Origin of the sequence: Streptomyces sp. NPDC097595 (assembly GCF_044761525.1) — a bacterium.
Classification (GTDB): Bacteria; Actinomycetota; Actinomycetes; order Streptomycetales; family Streptomycetaceae; genus Streptomyces; species Streptomyces drozdowiczii_A.
Genome location: NZ_JBIWCN010000006.1, coordinates 1 through 15,446 on the forward strand (window position 1 = coordinate 1; position 15,446 = coordinate 15,446).

The window sequence follows — 15,446 nt, forward strand, 5'->3', positions numbered from 1 at the left end:
CGGACAGAACAGCGGGAAGACAGCCCAGCAGGGCGTCAGTCAGTGGCAGAGCCACGACCACCGGGACCTGAGTATCAGCATCAATGTCAGTGGCGCGCGTCACGCTGGACACATGTGCCGCAGTATCAAGACCCTCCGACCGCCCGTCCTGCCCGAAGAGGCCACCGAGGACGACATCCGTGCCGCCGCCCTGCAGTTCGTCCGCAAGGTGTCCGGTTTCCGCGCCCCGGCCGCGCACAACAGGGAAGTCTTCGACCGTGCCGTGGACGAGATCGCCGAGGCGACCGCCCGGCTGCTCGACGGCCTGGAGATACGGGGTGGTGTCAGGACGCCATAGGGGGCGCGGCGGCCGCGGCGGCGGCCGGGCGCCGCATGAGCAGTGCGGCGAAGGAGCCCGCGAGGAACAGGGCGAGGACCGAGACGGCCGTGCCCAGCCAGCTCGCGCCCAGCCACTGCGCGCCGAAGTAGCCGAGCCCCACGCTGTAGCCGGCCCAGGCCACGCCCGCGACGGCCGACCAGGGCAGGAATTCCTTCACCTTGCGGTGCGAGGCGCCGGCGCCCAGCGAGACGACCGAGCGCCCGGCCGGGGCGAAGCGCGCGATGACGACGAGGATGCCGCCGCCCCGGCTCAGGGCGGCGCCGAGGCGCTCCTGCGCGGAGGTCAGGCGGCGGGAGCGGGCGATGGCGCGGTCCAGCCGCTCACCGCCGTGCCGGGCCAGCCGGTACGCGGCGAAGTCGCCGAGCACCGAGGCGGTGGCGGCGCACAGGACGAGGGCCAGCAGGGAGGGGACCTCGGTCACCTGACGGGCGGCGCCCGCCGCGTCGGCGGCGACACCGGTGGTGCCGGCCGCGGCGGCCGTGGCGGCGGTGATCACCAGCACACCGCTGGGCAGTACGGGGAGGAAGACGTCCAGCAGCACGGAGAGGGCGACCGCTACGTAGATCCATGGGCTGCCGGTCAGCGCGCCCACACTCTCTAGCACCTTCTACTCCCCGATCGGTAACAACGCCGCGACGTCGCAGGGGAGCGGCAGGAGCGGCAGGGTCAGCTGTACAGCGTACGCCTGCCGTTCACCCGGTGATCCCTATATATGCGTGATGTTGGGCACCCCCGGTCGAGGGCGACTTGAGCGCGTACCGCCGGGGAGCGGTTTTCCCGGCGGTACGCGAGGGGTGCGGGGCCCGGTCGGTCCGGCGGGCCCGGGGAGCGGGGAGAGGGGTCAGACGGCGACCGGGGAGTTCTGTTCCTGGGTGTGGTCGCGGTCCTGACGGGCCGGGGTGCGGGCGGTGAGGAGGTTGTCCAGGGCCAGGGCGCCGGGGCCGGTGAAGACGAGGAGCAGGAAGACCCAGCAGAAGACGGCCGACGGCTCGCCGCCGTTCTGGAGGGGGAGGAGGGCGCTGGACTGGTGGACCGTGAAGTAGGCGTAGGCCATGGAGCCGGAGGAGACCAGGGCGGCGGCACGGGTGCCGAGGCCCAGGGCCACGAGGATGCCGCCGACGAGCTGGATCACCGCCGCGTACCAGCCCGGCCAGGTGCCGGCGGCTATGGAACCGCCGCCGTGGGCGCCGCCGAGGACGCCGAAGACCGAGGCGGCGCCGTGGCAGGCGAAGAGTCCGCCGACGACGATGCGGAAGAGCGCGAGGACATAGGGCTGTGCGCGGTGGAGGTGTGGGGTCATGGGGGGAGGCTCCTTCGGTCTGGTGGGGACGTGAACCGACTGGGCGCAAAAGATTAGGTAGACCTCACCAATACTTGCAAGTTCAACGTTTCGCTGACTGGCTGAAATTCGACGGTCTGTTGTGAGCCGTTCGGCGCGCCAATACCGCCTCGAACTGGGCAGCCTCGTTCGTTTGCTTGGCCTGAACCAATGGCGGCGCAGTTTTCCGGCCACCGGCGTCCGGTTCGGGCGGTGGGTGCTCCCACCACGGCACCCCCGACTTCCACTGGAGTCCCACTGGAGTTCCGGGCCCCTCGCGCCCCGTTGGCGGACTGGGGGCCCGTCGGCCGACCCGCGGGATGGTGTGTGGCTTGTCATGTACGGCCGTAGTAGGCCGAAAACACGTCGGTGGCCCCGCCGGCCGGCCCGCCGTCGGGGCATCGGCCGGTGGGGCCACCGGGGTTGGGGTTTCGGTCGGGTGTTTCCGGGTTCAGCAGCCGCTGAGCGCGGACTGGAGGGCCGTCTTCTCGGCCGAGTCGACGGACAGGTTGTAGTAGTGCTTCACGTGGATCCAGGCGCGTACGTAGGTGCACTTGTACGCGGCGCGCGGCGGCATCCAGGACGCCGGGTCCTTGTCGCCCTTGGACTGGTTGACGCTGTCCGTGACCGCGATCAGCTGCGGGCGGGTCAAGTCGTTGGCGTATGCCTGCCGTTGGGTGTTGGTCCAGCTGGACGCGCCCGAGCGCCACGCCTCGGCGAGCGGCACCATGTGGTCGATGTCCAGGTCGGACGCGGCGGTCCAGGTGGCGCCGTCGTACTCCGAGTACCAACTTCCGCTGGTCGCCGTGCAGCTGGAGTTCTGGGAGACGTTCGTACCGTCCCGCTTGAGGACGACCTCACGGGTGTCGCAGGCTCCCGACTGGGTGATCCAGTGCGGGAACTTGTCCCGGCTGTACCCACTGGACGAGCCCTCCGCTTTCACGGTCAGTTCGCTCAGATAGGTGCGGGCGGTGGACGCGGAGACCGGGGTGGGCATGGCCGCCTGGGCGCTCGGGGCGGTGAGCAGGCCGGTGGTGGCGGCGAGTGCGGCGGATGCGGCGAGGACGGCTATGTGACGCGCGTAGACACCTGACATGCGAACTCCCTTGACGTGGGGGGATGTGGACGGGCTGTCATGAACGGCCCGGCCATCGTGGCGGCGCCGGGTTTCCGTGGGGTGGGCGCCAGGTAACAGGGTGGCGACATGGGCACGTCACATCAAGGGATCTGACAAAGGGCTTCGTGGTGCGGGGGGCGTGCGGACCCGTGCGCGCGGGCGCGGTGAGCCGGGCCGGTGCGGAGCGGGCACCCGTGACCTGCGCGGGAGCACATGCGAACGGCCCCCGCCCGGGGTGGGCGAGGGCCGTACGGAGGTTCGTGGTGCTGGTGTTTGACGTGGGGTCAGCGGCCCCGGCGTGCTCGGTGGGCGGGGCTTCGGGCGCCCCGCCGGGAGACTACCGCGCCGCGACGTGCAGCGTGATCGCGCCGTCCGCCGCCGCCTCCACGCGCAGCTGCGTCAGGTCGGCCACATGGGCGTCCGGGGTGTGGGCCCCGGCGCGCGGGCCGACGCCCACCACGCGCATGCCGGCCGCCCGGCCCGCCGCGATGCCCGCCTCGGAGTCCTCGAAGACCACGCAGTCCTCCGGGGCGAAGCCCAGCGCCGCGGCGCCCTTGAGGAAGCCCTCCGGGTCCGGCTTGCTGGCCCCGACGCTCTCGGCGGTGACGCGGAGGTCCGGCATCCGCAGCCCGGCGGCGCCCATCCGGGCCGTCGCCAGCGCCAGGTCGGCCGAGGTGACCAGGGCGTGCGGAAGGGCGGCGATGGCGTCCATGAACGCGGGGGCGCCGCCGATCGGGACGACCCCGTCGGTGTCGGCGGTCTCCTCGGCGAGCATCACCTTGTTGTCCGCGTAGTTCTGCTCCATCGGGCGCTCCGGCAGCAGGACCGCCATCGTGGCGTAACCCTGGCGGCCGTGGACCACCTTCAGCGCCTCTTCCGGGTCCAGCCCGTTCCGCAGCGCCCAGCGGCGCCAGCAGCGCTCCACGACGGCGTCGGAGTTCACCAGGGTGCCGTCCATGTCGAGCAGCAGGGCGCGGGCGGTGAGGGCGGTGGCCGGCATGGGCGGGCTCCAGAACGGGGGGAAGCGATCGCCGCGGGGGTGAGCGGCGCGGGAGATCAAGCGGCCCCCGCCCGCCGGTCAGGGTGTGCGCGCAGGGGCCACTTTGTTTCTCCACGATACAAAAACGGGGTCGCGAATGCGAATCCCCTCCGGGAGGCGGCCCGTCAGCGGCGCCCGCGCCCGGTCGTCATCGCCTCCAGGCGGCTCCGGGTGTTCGGGCCGTAGACGCCGTCCGGGTCGCCCTCGATGCTCCACCAGGTCTGGAGGTCGCTCACGGCCTTCTCCGTGCGGTCCCCGTAGTCCGAGTCGACCGGGCCGTTGTACACCCAGACCTCCCGCAGCCGGTTCTGGAGCTCCGCGACCTCCGCACCCTGGTCGCCCCGCCGCAGGGTCCCGGCGTCGTCCGGCGACGAAGGGGGCGGGGCCACGCCCTCGACCGGGGCGCTACTGCTCGCGGTCGCCGACGGCGACGACGCCGCGCCCGTGCCCGGCGCCGTGGAGGACGCGGTGGCGGAGCGGGACGGGGAGGCGGAGGGCGAGGCGGAGGCCGACGAGGACGCGGAGGCCGAGGCGGACGAGGTGGGGGAGGCGGAACGGCTGGGCGACGCGGAGGCGGAGGACGAGGCGGAGGGCGCGGGCTCGCCGCTCTCCTCGGGGAGGCTGGTCACCGTGGAGGGCAGGGCCTGGTCCAGGTCGGCCTCCCCGCCGCCGTCCCCGTTGAACAGCCCGCCGACGAAGGCCGCCGTGCCGACCACCGCGACCACGGCCGCCCCCGCGATCACCGCGGCGAACGGCTTGCGGCGGCGCGGGGCCACCGGGTCGGGCCCGGTGAGGAGGAGGGCGGTCTCGGGCTCCCCGGCCTCGGGTGCGGCGCCCGCCGGGTCCAGGAACAGCGGCATCGTGGTCGCCGCGTCGCCCTCGGGGCCGTAGACCCGCGGAGCGCCCGGCGGGGGCGTCGTGGGCGCCGTCGCGGTGCCGTCGCCCAGGGTCACGTACGGGCGGATGCGCAGCGGGTCGAAGTCCTCCGCCGCGGCCATCTCGGCGGACCGGCCCGCGTGGTGCTCGTCGGCGATGCGCTGCTGTTCGGCGGCCCGCTCCGGGTCGGTGACGTAATCCGGCGTACCGGTCTTCCGGCCCGCGCAGGCGCAGCCCGGACCGGCGCCCGGTCTGCTCTCCGTACCGCACTCCGGGCATATATGTCCGGCCATCGTGGGTCCCCTCCCCTTGAACTGCCTGCGATTATGCAGCCCGCCGCCGAGAAGCCCAATCATCCGGCCTCCCGGCAGGCCATAACGGGGCAGAACAGACAGGATGGGGGTGTAGCGGATCCGAGGAGATGTCTCATGGCCCAGCAGCTGAGCCCGACCGCCCAGGCCCCCGGCGGGGACCGCTCCACGCGGTCGGTCCTGGTGGCGATCGGCGCACTGCTCCTCGGCATGCTGCTCGCGGCACTCGACCAGACCATCGTCTCCACCGCGCTCCCCACCATCGTCAGCGACCTCGGCGGGCTCGAACACCTCTCGTGGGTGGTCACGGCCTATCTGCTGGCCTCGACCGCCGCGACCCCGCTCTGGGGCAAGCTCGGCGACCAGTACGGGCGCAAGAAGCTGTTCCAGACCGCGATCGTCATCTTCCTGATCGGCTCCGCGCTCTGCGGCCTCGCCCAGAACATGCCCCAGCTGATCGGCTTCCGCGCCCTCCAGGGGCTCGGCGGTGGCGGTCTGATGGTGCTGTCGATGGCGATCGTCGGCGACATCGTCCCGCCGCGCGAGCGCGGCAAGTACCAGGGGCTCTTCGGTGCCGTGTTCGGTGCGACGAGCGTCCTCGGGCCGCTGCTCGGCGGCTTCTTCACCCAGCACCTCAGCTGGCGCTGGGTCTTCTACATCAACCTCCCGATCGGCGTCGTCGCCCTGCTCGTGATCGCCGCCGTGCTGCACATCCCGGTCCGCCGGACGAAGCACACCATCGACTACCTGGGCACCTTCCTCATCGCCTCGGTCGCCACCTGCCTGGTCCTCGTCGCCTCGCTCGGCGGCACCACCTGGGCCTGGGGCTCGTGGAAGATCATCGGCCTCGCGGTGCTGGCCGTGGTGCTCCTGATCGCGTTCGTGTTCGTGGAGCGGCGCGCCACCGAGCCGGTGCTGCCGCTGAAGCTGTTCCGGATCAGGACCTTCAGCCTCGTCGCGGTGATCAGCTTCGTCGTCGGATTCGCGATGTTCGGCGCGATGACCTATCTGCCGACCTTCCTCCAGGTGGTGCACGGGATCACGCCGACGATGTCCGGTGTCCACATGCTGCCCATGGTGTTCGGGCTGCTCATCACCTCGACGGTGTCCGGGCAGATCGTCAGCCGTACGGGCCGCTGGAAGGTCTTCCCGGTCGCCGGTACCGGCATCACCGCGATCGGGCTGCTGCTCCTGCACCGGCTGACGGTGTCCAGCGGCACCTGGGAGATGAGCGTCTACTTCTTCGTCTTCGGCGCGGGCCTCGGCCTGGTGATGCAGGTGCTCGTCCTGGTCGTGCAGAACGCCGTCTCGTACCGCGATCTCGGCGTGGCGACCTCGGGGGCGACGTTCTTCCGGTCCATCGGCGCCTCGTTCGGTGTGGCGATCTTCGGCACCATCTTCACCAACCGGCTCACCGACAAACTCGGCGCCGCGCTCGACGGCCGGCCGCTGCCGCCCAGTGTGGACGCGGACAGCCTGGCCGCCGACCCGCGCGCCATCGGGCAGCTGCCGGACGCGCTGCGGGGGCCGGTGCTCCAGGCGTACTCGACGTCCATCACGGACGTCTTCCTGTACGCGGCACCCGTTGTTCTGGTCGCCTTCCTCTTCGCCTGGCTGCTCAAGGAGGACAAGCTGCGCGGATCGGTGACGGCGCCGGACCCGAGCGAGACCCTGGCGTCCAACCCGGTCGAGCGCTCCTCGTACGACGAGTGCGCCCGGGCCCTGTCCGTGCTGGCCACCCGGGAGGGCCGCCGCGAGGTCTACGTCAAGATCACCGAGAAGGCGGGCTTCGATCTGCTGCCCGCCGCCAGCTGGATGCTGCTGCGGATCAAGCGCCACGGCACGGTGGAGCCCGCCCGGCTCGCCGAGGTGGCGCCCGTGCCGCTGCGGGTGATCAACGACGCGGCCAGGCAGCTGGAGGGGCGCGGGCTCGTCCGGCGGGTCGGGGTGCAGATGGTGCTCACCGAGCCGGGGGCCGAGGCGGTGGTGAAGCTCTCCCAGGCCCGCGAGGACTCCCTCGCCGAGCTGCTGGGCGACTGGTGGGGGCCGGACCGGCCGACGGACCTGGTCGCGCTGGTCTCCGAGCTGACCCGGGAGACCAGCGGGTCCAGCAAGGAGCGCCCGCACAGCCCGGAGCCGAAGCGCGACCACGCGGCGGGGCACCCGTACCGGGACTGACCTGCTGTTATACGGGGAAAGCCCCGGGCTCCGGGGCCACCTCCTTGGCGAACCAGCGCTCGCGGTACGGCCCCTGGCTGAACGCCGGGACCTCCCGGTAGCCGTGCTTCGCGTACAAGCCCCGGGCCTCCACCAGGTCGTGCCGGGTGTCCAGCCGGAGCACCGCCACCCCCAGCGCCCGGGCCCGCTCCTCCAGCGCCGCCAGCAGCAGTCCGCCGCCGCCGGTGCCCCGGAACTCCGGGCGGACGTAGACCCGGGTGACCTCGGCGATGTCCTCGGCCACGACGATCAGTCCCGCGCAGGCCGCCGCCCGGCCGCCGGAGCGGCCGACGACGAAGTCACCGGTCGGGGCGGTCAGCAGCGCGGCGCCGTCGTCGGTGAGCCCGTCCTCGATCTCCTCGGCGGTCGCCGGGCGCCCCCAGTAGCGGCTGGCCACCTCGTCGTAGTAGTCCCATCGGAGCAGGGCCGCTTCCGGGGAGTCGAAGGGTTCGGGTGCCACGGTCCAGGTCATTGGGCCATTCTTGCTACCGCACGGGTGTATGAGCCAAGCGATTTCTAGGGGGGCGCGGTGGCGCAGGGGAACGGGGCCCAGATGGTCCGGCGGCTCGGCGAGCGGTGGATCCGGGAGCTGGCCGGTCCTGGCGGCGACTTCGTCTGCTCGCCCGCCGGGCTGTGGCTGGCCCTGACCGCGCTCGCGGCCGGGGCGCGCGGGGAGACCGCCGAGGAGCTGCGGGCGGTGCTCGGGGCCGCCGGGGACGAGGCGGCCGGGGCGGCGACGGCCACGGCCCGGGCGCTGGCCGCCACCGACGGGCTGGGCGTGGCGACCCGGGTGTGGACGCGGACCCCGGTGCACCGCAGGCTCCGGAAGGCGCTGCCGGACATCGGCTTCGGGCCGATGGACCCGGACGAGGTGGACGCGTGGGTCCGGAAGACGACCGGCGGGCTCATCGAGCGGCTGCCGGTGGCCGTCAACGACCAGATGCTGCTGGTGCTCGTGAACGCGCTCGCGCTCAAGGCGGACTGGGCGATGCCCTTCGTCCGTGAGGCGACCGAGGACCGGCCGTTCACCGACGCGGACGGCGTCACCCGCGAGGTCCCGACGATGTTCGGGACCCCCTTGTCGTGGGACGTCTGGATGACCGGGGGCACGTTCGTCGTCGATCTGCGGTGCGCCCGGCAGCGGAACGGGCCGGACCCGGTCAAGGTGCGCCTCGTGCTGGGGCGGCCGGGCGAGGGGGCGGCCGATGTGCTCCCGGCGGCCTGGGCGCCGAAGGAGGCGCGGACCGCCCTGAACGCGGACGTCGTGACCCTCGCGGTCCCGCGCTTCACCCTTCGTACGCACATCCAGGCCACCCGCCAGCTGCCGGCGCTCGGGATCCGCCTCGCGTCGACCCCGGCCGCCGACTTCTCCGGGCTCTCGGCCACCCCGCTCATGCTCTCCGAAGCGGTGCAGGAGGCTGTGCTGAAGGTGACCGAGGAGGGCCTGTCGGCCGCCGCCGTGACGGTGCTGCCCGCACCGGCCGGAGCGGCGCCGGGACCGCCCCCGCGCCGCCTGCACCTCGCCTTCGACCGGCCCTTCGGCATCGTCGTCCTGGACCCCGGCGAGCAGGTCCCGCTCTTCGCCGGCTGGCAGGCGGGAACCCCCTCCGAGGACTAGCGCAGCGGCGGTGGCGTGAACACCGGCGGCGGGGGCAGGACCGGGCGCCGCCGCCGGGCGCGTACGACCAGGGACAGCGGCAGGGCCACCACCAGCAGCGCGCCGCCGAGCAGCGTGAGCAGCCAGGCCGGCATGCCGGCCCAGGTCAGCAGCGTGTCCCGGTGGACCACGGTCCGGTACGGGGCGTCCTCGGCCGTCGCCCGCAGCTCGTGGTCGCCGTCGATCCGCTCCGGCGACGGGAAGTACTGGTCGATGGCCGTCACGAAGACCGGCTTGTCCCCGGTGACCGCCCCCAGTGCCTCGTACGGCTCCTTCGCGGGGTCGACGCGGCCCGCGAACGCGACCTTCGGGGGCCGCCCGCCGATCGCGCCGCGCGGTTCCATGCGGTGGTCGGCCAGGACGTACAGATCGAGCGACTGCGGGGTGGCGGCGAGCTTGGACAGGCGCATCGGATAGACCAGCCGGTCGCTGGCGAACTTCAGCCGCAGCGGGTCGAGCGTCCCGCTCAGCGTGCCCCCCTGCTTCTCCGGCGCCAGGCGCACCGCCACGTACTCCCACTTCTGCTCGACGTACGGGCTCAGGGCCGTGGCGAGGCGGTCCGGCAGCTCGAAGCCGTTCTCCTTCAGCCAGCTCTCCAACGCCTCCGGGTCGGTCGCCGCGAGCCGCGCCACGTCGAACGGGCCGAGCCGTTCCCGGCCGATCACGTCGACCGGGGCGGCGGCCTTGGGCGCCCCGGCGCTGTCGCCCGAGGAGTTCCCCGAACCACCGAACGGCCAGTCCTTGTCACGGGGCCAGAAGTAGTGCCGCTCCTCGGTGACCGGCGCGGTGATCGCCTGGAGCTCGTAGAACAGCTTCGCGTCGCCCAGCTCGACCGTGGCGCGGTGAGGCACCGGCATGATCCAGGCCGCGTCCGGCGCGTTCCCCCGGACGCTGAGCTGCATCACGATCTGCTCGGTGCGGCCGTCCCAGCCGACCGCCGACGTCTCCCGGTCGACCGCCACCTGACTGTCCCGGTGCACCACCATCGCCCCGCAGCCGCAGGCGTACGCCGGTGCGATCAGCGACCCCACCTGGAGCGACACCAGCATCAGGAGCAGGGAGAGCCCCCGGGCCGCCCAGCCCCCCGTCCTTCCGTTTCTTCCCGCGCGCCGCATCTTCCGTCCTCCCCGTCGTTGCTGATCACGGGCTCAGACGTGTGCGGGCCCCGGCCGGTTCCGGGCCCAACGTCCACCCGGGCGGGCGGACTTTCGGACAAAGCGGAGTGACAGTCAGGCGTAAAAGGGGTTGATTGGGTCTACCCAAGAGCACAATGCGAAGGTTTCACACATGCCGGACAATCACCCGGCATCAGACCTTGGAGGGTCGGCGCAGCGTGGCGAACGCGGAGCACGGTGGCAGCACAAGCGCGACGGCGGGAGCGAGGACCGGAACGGTACGGGCGGTGCTCTGGCTGCTCGTGGCCGCACTGGCCGTCCGGCAGATGGCGGTGGTGCTGCGGCAGCCGCCGGGCGAACGGCTCACCGATCTGGAGACCTGGATCGGTGACAACGGGGTGCTCCATGTGACCGGTTCGCTGTACGACACCGACCGGTTCACCGGCACCCCGTTCTCCGGGCTCGTCCTCAAGCCGCTGACCCGCACCGCCGAACAGAGCCTCGGGGTCGCCTGGACCTTCGGCTCGCTGCTGCTCGTCGCCGCCCTCGGCCTCGTCGCCGCCCGCGCCCTGCCGGGGCCGGTCGGCCGGCGCACCGCGCTGCTCGCCGCGCCCGTCGCGATCAGCCTGCTGATGCTCTCGCTGCCGGTGCGCAACGCCCTCCACCTCGGCCAGGTCAGCATCCTGCCCGTCCTCCTGGTCCTCGTCGGCCTCTTCGCCGTCCGGGGGGAGCGCAAGGCCGGGGCCCTCATCGGCGTCGCCGCCGCCCTCCAGCCGACCGTGCTCCTCTTCGCCCTCCTGCTGTGGCTCACCGGAAGACGCCGCTCCGCGCTCACCGCGGCCGCCGCCTTCGCCGCCTGCACGGCGCTGGCGTGGGCCGCGATGCCGCACGACTCGTGGACGTACTGGGTGCACCACGTCGCCGGGGCGGGCCTCGGCGACCAGGCCGACAGCCTCGCCAACCAGTCCCTGCACGGCGCGCTGCTGCGCCTCGGCCTCGCCGGGCCGGTGGAGATCGCGCTGTTCCTGGCGCTGGCCGCCGCCGTCTGCGTCATCGGCCTGCGCCGCGCCGTGCGGTACGCGCGCGACGGGCAGCTGCTGCTCGCGGTGGCCGTGACCGGCTGCGTGGCCGTCGCCGTGTCCCCGACCGCCTGGCAGCACCAGCTGCTCTGGGTGCTGCTCGCCGTGGCCGGCCGGGCGGGCCGCAGCGCCTCCGACCGGCTGGTGTGGCCGGCCGTCGTGGTCCTGGTGACGACGCTGCCGGGCACGATGCTGCTGCCGAACGTCGGAGCGCTCTTCCCGGTACGCGACAACGTGCTGCTGATCGCCGCGCTCGGGGCCGCCTGCGTCACGCCGTTCCTGCCGCGCACCTCCCCGTACTGGCAGAAGCCCGTGCCCACCGCCTACGCGGAGCCGGTCCCGGCCCGCTGGAGCCGGGTGCCGCTGCTGCCGGTCTGGCGGCGGGTGCTCAGCCGGCCCAACCTGCTCCTGGAACTCCTCCTGATCCGCGTCGTCTACTCGGCGTACGGACACGTCAGGCTGGCCGCCACGGCCGGGCGGGGCACCGCCGAGCGCCACGGGCACCAGATCCACTCGCTCGAACAGTGGCTGCACATCGACATCGAGCACCGGATCAACCACGCGGCCGCGGGCGTGGGCGGGCTGCGGGACTTCTTCGACTATTACTACTCGACGTTCCACTTCATCGTCCCGCTGGTGATCCTCGCCGTGCTGTACGTGCGCCGCCCCGCCGATTACCGCTGGGCCCGGTCCACCCTCGGCTTCGCCACGCTCCTCGCGCTCGTCGGCTTCTGGCTCTACCCGCTGGCCCCGCCGCGCCTGATGCCCGGGCTCGGCTTCATCGACACGGTGCACGGGGTCCAGGACTTCACCAAGCCCGACTACGGGGCGCTGACGGCGGTGACCAACCAGTACGCGGCGATGCCCTCGCTGCACTTCGGCTGGTCCCTGTGGTGCGGGGTGATCATCGTGCTGCTCGCCCCCAAGGTGTGGATGAAGGCGCTCGGGGTGCTGCATCCGCTGTTCACGGTCTCCGCGATCGTCGCGACCGCCAACCACTGGGTGCTGGACGCGGTGGGCGGGGCGGCCGTCGTCGCGCTCGGCTTCCTCATCACGTACGTGCTCGCGGGGCCGCGCCGGCTGCGGGTGGCGCCGGAGGCGGCGGAGGGCGAGGCGGTCCGTGCGCCGGAGGGCGGGGCGCTGGCGGGCAGGCGGTAGCCCGCGCGCGGACGAAGGGGTGCGGGAGACGTGAAAACGTCCTCGCACCCCTTCGCCCTGTGGATCGTCGCCCCTCCAGCATCCGCCCGCCGCCCGCGCCCCGCCACCCGAACGGCTCACGCCCCCAGCGCCCACGCGGCCACCGACAGCGTGACCATCGAGACCAGCGTGGAGGCCACGATCGCGTCGCGGGCGGGTCCGGTGTCGAGGCCGTACTCGCGGGCGTAGATGAAGGAGTTCTGCGCGGTGGGCAGCGCCGCGCACAGCACGACCGCGAGCAGCTGGTGGTCCGGGAGGCGCAGCAGCGGCCCCGCGACGAGCAGCGCGGCCAGCGGCTGGCCCAGCGTCTTCACGGCGACGACCACCGCCGTCTCCGCCCGCTCCCGGCGCGCCCGGCCCCCGCCGCCGCCCGGCCCCCGGTGCAGTGACAGGCCGAGCGTGATCAGGGCCGTCGGCACCGCCGCCGCGCCCAGCACATCGCACGGGTGCGTCACGGCGGCCGGCAGCCGGAGCCCGGTCGCGGAGACGGCCACGCCGAGCAGCGAGGCCAGGATGATCGGGTTGCGCAGGGGCATCGTGAGCAGCCGCCGCACCCCGCCGCCGGGGCGCCGCCCGTCCGCCCCGCGCGTCCCGGAGTCCAGCAGCGTCAGGATCACCGGCGAGAGCACCAGCACCTGGAAGAGGATGACCTGGGCGACGAACGAGGCGTCGCCCAGCACCTGCACCGCCACCGGGATGCCCAGGTTCGCGGAGTTCACATGGCCCGAGGACATGGCGCAGATCGCCGCCTCCGCCCGCCCCCGGCCGAAGACCCGCCGGGCGAGGACGAACCCGGCCCCGGCCGCCACCGCCGTGCTCGCCGCGAACGCCACCATCGACGGATGGCCGAACACGTCGGGGCTCGCCCCCGAGACCATTGTGAACAGGGCGGCGGGCATGGCCACATGGAAGACGAACCGGCCGAGCACGGCCTCCGCCTGCGGCCCCAGCAGCCCGCCGCGCCCGACCGCGTAACCGATGCCGGTCAGGACCCAGATGGGGGCGAAGGCGGAGAACAGGGCGTGCATGGCCGCCATGATCCCCGTACGTCTGTTCGGCCCGGTGGCTGACCCCCGGCCCGGGGTGCACTCAAGTGCACTCCGAGCCGGGGGTCCACGCGGATGCCGGTGCGGAGATTCCTTTTCTACGGTCATGGGCATGAACAACAACGCGAGCAACTCGCCCCGGATCCCCGGCGCTCGGCGCCTTCTCGCGGCGGCCACCGTGGTGGTCCTCGCCGCACTGGGCACCGCCCCGGCCACCGCGGCGGCCCGCCCCACGACCGGCCACGGGCAGACGGTCGCCGGCCGGCACGAGGCGCGGGGCGCCCTCCTCGCGGTCGCCCCCGTCGCCCGCCACGACCGGGCCGGGGTGACCGCCTTCCTCGCCGAGGCCGGAATGGCCACGGACACCGTCCGCCACGGGGTCCGCGCCTACCGCCTCACCTACGCGACGATCACCCCGCAGGGCCGCCCCACCACGGCCACCGGCCTCCTCGTGCTGCCCGACGGCGGCGCCCACCGGCTGGACCTCGTCTCCGACACCCACGGCACGATGGCCCACCGCGACTACGCGCCCTCGGTCGGCGAGGACTTCGGCCGCTACGCCCCTTATCTGCACGCCTCCGCCGGGCGCGCGGTCGCCGCCCCGGACTACCTGGGGCTCGGCAAGGGCCCCGGCCGCCACCCGTACATGGACACCGCGTCGGCGGTCAGCGCCTCGCTCGACATGCTCCGCGCCTCGCGCACCGCGGCGGACCGGCTGGACCGCCCGCTCACCGGCGAGGTGTACGCGAGCGGCTTCTCGCAGGGCGGCCAGGTCGCCATGGCCCTGGGCAAGGCCCTTCAGGGCGGCGCCGACCGGCATTTCCGGCTGCGCGCGCTGGCACCCGTCTCCGGCCCGTACGACATCGAGCACGCCGAGACGCCCGCCCTCTTCGACGGCCGCGTCAACGACACCAGCGGCCTCTTCTACATGACGTACTTCCTCACCGCGCAGAACCGGCTGCACCCGCTGTGGAAGGACCCGTCCGACGTGTTCCGGGAGCCGTACGCCGATGTGGTGGACGGCCTCTTCGACGGCGAGCACTACGAGGAGGAGATCATCCCGGCCCTTCCGGCGAACCTGAAGGAACTGCTCACCGACGCCTACTACCGCGAGCTCCAGCACCCCACCGGCGCCCTGCTCGCCGCGATCCGCGCCCAGGACGGCACCTGCGCCTGGAAGCCCGCCGTCCCCGTGCGGCTCTACACCTCGTCGGGCGACACCGACGTGCCCCTCGCCAACGCCCGCAGCTGCGCGGCCGATCTGGCGCGGCGGGGCGTGAAGGCGCCGGTCATCGACCAGGGTGACCTGAGCCACAACGAGACGTATCTGACGTCGGGCCCGCAGATCGTGCGCTGGTTCGACCGGTTGGCGGCGCGCCGCTGACGTCCGGCTTCGGACAGGCCGAAGCCCCGACCGCGCAGGGCGGTCGGGGCTTTCGGGTTCACTGGCTCGGGCCGGGCCGGCTCAGTACCAGTTGTGGGCCTGCCAGAAGGACCAGGCGCCACAGGGGCTGCCGTAGCGGGAGTTCATGTAGTCCATGCCCCACTTGATCTGCGTGCCCGCGTTGGTCTTCCAGTCCGAGCCGGCGGACGCCATCTTCGAACCGGGCAGGGCCTGGACCAGGCCGTAGGCGCCGGAGGAGGCATTGGTCGCGCTCGGGTTCCAGCCGCTCTCGTGGCTGACGATGTTGCTGAAGCACTGGAACTGGGCGTCGTCACCGATCATCTGCTTCGCCGTGTCCTGGGCACTCCCCGCGGAGGTCGGTGCGGCGGACGGGGCCGCCATGGCCGGGGAGACACCCAGGCCGATGCCGGTGGCGCCCAGCAGCACGGAGGCGCCGGCGATGGCGGCCTTACGACGGGTGGTGCGGGGCTTGGCGATGAGGTTACGGGCGAACGTCACAGGGAACCTAACGTCGGGAACGGGGGAGTCGCGGCTCGGTCCGAATCCTGCGCTGACCGGCGCTCGTTGACCGCGATCCCGGTGAGGACCCTGCGGTGCTCGGCGACGAGATCCAGTCTTAGCGAGCCCGTTCGGCGGTGGCAACGACCCCTGTTACGACCCCGCCTCGCACCCGGGGCCGAAGGTCCCGAA

The 15,446-nt window shown here is 73.0% G+C and carries 14 protein-coding genes; 5 read left to right on the plus strand and 9 right to left on the minus strand.

What is annotated here, in order from left to right; translation table 11 throughout:
• Positions 1-112: 112 nt before the first annotated feature.
• Entirely contained in the window at positions 113-337 is a 225-nt protein-coding gene (locus ACIQZN_RS11450) for a DUF2277 domain-containing protein (RefSeq protein ID WP_073965355.1), read from the plus strand.
• Here ACIQZN_RS11450 and ACIQZN_RS11455 read toward each other — a convergent pair.
• From ACIQZN_RS11455 to ACIQZN_RS11475, 5 genes are all read right to left on the minus strand, one after another.
• A complete protein-coding gene (locus ACIQZN_RS11455; protein WP_026171563.1) occupies positions 324-983 on the minus strand; it encodes a DedA family protein in 660 nt (219 codons plus the stop codon). The genes ACIQZN_RS11450 and ACIQZN_RS11455 overlap by 14 nt on opposite strands.
• Before the next feature lie 237 nt (positions 984-1,220).
• Positions 1,221-1,679 carry a DoxX family protein gene (locus ACIQZN_RS11460; protein ID WP_403990886.1) on the minus strand — a complete coding sequence of 153 codons (459 nt, stop codon included), beginning with the start codon at positions 1,677-1,679 and terminating at the stop codon, positions 1,221-1,223.
• A gap of 469 nt (positions 1,680-2,148) precedes the next feature.
• Positions 2,149-2,793, minus strand: a complete 645-nt coding sequence (locus tag ACIQZN_RS11465; RefSeq protein WP_403990889.1) for an HNH endonuclease family protein — start codon at positions 2,791-2,793, stop codon at positions 2,149-2,151.
• 358 nt (positions 2,794-3,151) lie between these two features.
• Positions 3,152-3,814, minus strand: coding sequence for an HAD-IA family hydrolase (locus ACIQZN_RS11470; protein ID WP_403990892.1), 663 nt, complete (start codon positions 3,812-3,814; stop codon positions 3,152-3,154).
• Positions 3,815-3,978: 164 nt separating this feature from the next.
• Positions 3,979-5,022 carry a peptidoglycan-binding protein gene (locus tag ACIQZN_RS11475; RefSeq protein ID WP_403990895.1) on the minus strand — a complete coding sequence of 348 codons (1,044 nt, stop codon included), beginning with the start codon at positions 5,020-5,022 and terminating at the stop codon, positions 3,979-3,981.
• Positions 5,023-5,055: 33 nt separating this feature from the next.
• On the opposite strand from ACIQZN_RS11475, the gene ACIQZN_RS11480 reads away from it, so the two are divergent.
• On the plus strand, positions 5,056-7,218 hold the full coding sequence (locus ACIQZN_RS11480) for a DHA2 family efflux MFS transporter permease subunit (RefSeq protein ID WP_403990898.1): 2,163 nt from the start codon (positions 5,056-5,058) through the stop codon (positions 7,216-7,218).
• A 7-nt stretch (positions 7,219-7,225) separates the two neighbouring features.
• Here the strand turns inward: ACIQZN_RS11480 and ACIQZN_RS11485 are convergent, their stop codons facing one another.
• Complete coding sequence (locus tag ACIQZN_RS11485; RefSeq protein WP_403990901.1) at positions 7,226-7,729, minus strand: GNAT family N-acetyltransferase; 504 nt, start codon at positions 7,727-7,729, stop codon at positions 7,226-7,228.
• A gap of 81 nt (positions 7,730-7,810) precedes the next feature.
• Here ACIQZN_RS11485 and ACIQZN_RS11490 point away from each other — a divergent pair, with 81 nt between their 5' ends.
• A complete protein-coding gene (locus ACIQZN_RS11490; RefSeq protein ID WP_403991597.1) occupies positions 7,811-8,875 on the plus strand; it encodes a serpin family protein in 1,065 nt (354 codons plus the stop codon).
• On the opposite strand, the gene ACIQZN_RS11495 is transcribed toward ACIQZN_RS11490, so the two are convergent.
• The gene (locus ACIQZN_RS11495; RefSeq protein ID WP_403991600.1) at positions 8,872-9,963 is read right to left on the minus strand and encodes a DUF2330 domain-containing protein; all 1,092 of its coding nucleotides are present in this window, start codon (positions 9,961-9,963) and stop codon (positions 8,872-8,874) included. The genes ACIQZN_RS11490 and ACIQZN_RS11495 overlap by 4 nt on opposite strands.
• Positions 9,964-10,316: 353 nt before the next feature.
• On the opposite strand from ACIQZN_RS11495, the gene ACIQZN_RS11500 reads away from it, so the two are divergent.
• Entirely contained in the window at positions 10,317-12,266 is a 1,950-nt protein-coding gene (locus tag ACIQZN_RS11500) for a bifunctional glycosyltransferase 87/phosphatase PAP2 family protein (RefSeq protein ID WP_403990904.1), read from the plus strand.
• Between the two features lie 116 nt (positions 12,267-12,382).
• On the opposite strand, the gene ACIQZN_RS11505 is transcribed toward ACIQZN_RS11500, so the two are convergent.
• The gene (locus ACIQZN_RS11505) at positions 12,383-13,333 is read right to left on the minus strand and encodes an AEC family transporter (RefSeq protein WP_403990907.1); all 951 of its coding nucleotides are present in this window, start codon (positions 13,331-13,333) and stop codon (positions 12,383-12,385) included.
• Between the two features lie 124 nt (positions 13,334-13,457).
• Between ACIQZN_RS11505 and ACIQZN_RS11510 the strand changes: the two genes are divergently transcribed.
• Positions 13,458-14,735 (plus strand): alpha/beta hydrolase family protein, encoded by a 1,278-nt coding sequence (locus ACIQZN_RS11510; RefSeq protein ID WP_403990910.1) that lies wholly within the window; start codon positions 13,458-13,460, stop codon positions 14,733-14,735.
• A gap of 81 nt (positions 14,736-14,816) precedes the next feature.
• On the opposite strand, the gene ACIQZN_RS11515 is transcribed toward ACIQZN_RS11510, so the two are convergent.
• Positions 14,817-15,254, minus strand: a complete 438-nt coding sequence (locus ACIQZN_RS11515) for a transglycosylase SLT domain-containing protein (protein WP_330311860.1) — start codon at positions 15,252-15,254, stop codon at positions 14,817-14,819.
• Between the last annotated feature and the right edge of the window lie 192 nt (positions 15,255-15,446).

Bases quoted from the DNA above. Each gene is read 5' to 3' on its own strand.
- ACIQZN_RS11505 (WP_403990907.1), bottom strand. From the start codon at position 13,333: ATGCACGCCCTGTTCTCCGCCTTCGCCCCCATCTGGGTCCTGACCGGC.
- ACIQZN_RS11485 (WP_403990901.1), bottom strand. From the start codon at position 7,729: ATGACCTGGACCGTGGCACCCGAACCCTTCGACTCCCCGGAAGCGGCC.
- ACIQZN_RS11450 (WP_073965355.1), top strand. From the start codon at position 113: ATGTGCCGCAGTATCAAGACCCTCCGACCGCCCGTCCTGCCCGAAGAG.
- ACIQZN_RS11470 (WP_403990892.1), bottom strand. From the start codon at position 3,814: ATGCCGGCCACCGCCCTCACCGCCCGCGCCCTGCTGCTCGACATGGAC.
- ACIQZN_RS11475 (WP_403990895.1), bottom strand. From the start codon at position 5,022: ATGGCCGGACATATATGCCCGGAGTGCGGTACGGAGAGCAGACCGGGC.
- ACIQZN_RS11460 (WP_403990886.1), bottom strand. From the start codon at position 1,679: ATGACCCCACACCTCCACCGCGCACAGCCCTATGTCCTCGCGCTCTTC.
- ACIQZN_RS11490 (WP_403991597.1), top strand. From the start codon at position 7,811: ATGGTCCGGCGGCTCGGCGAGCGGTGGATCCGGGAGCTGGCCGGTCCT.
- ACIQZN_RS11495 (WP_403991600.1), bottom strand. From the start codon at position 9,963: ATGCTGGTGTCGCTCCAGGTGGGGTCGCTGATCGCACCGGCGTACGCC.
- ACIQZN_RS11510 (WP_403990910.1), top strand. From the start codon at position 13,458: ATGGGCATGAACAACAACGCGAGCAACTCGCCCCGGATCCCCGGCGCT.
- ACIQZN_RS11480 (WP_403990898.1), top strand. From the start codon at position 5,056: ATGCAGCCCGCCGCCGAGAAGCCCAATCATCCGGCCTCCCGGCAGGCC.
- ACIQZN_RS11465 (WP_403990889.1), bottom strand. From the start codon at position 2,793: ATGTCAGGTGTCTACGCGCGTCACATAGCCGTCCTCGCCGCATCCGCC.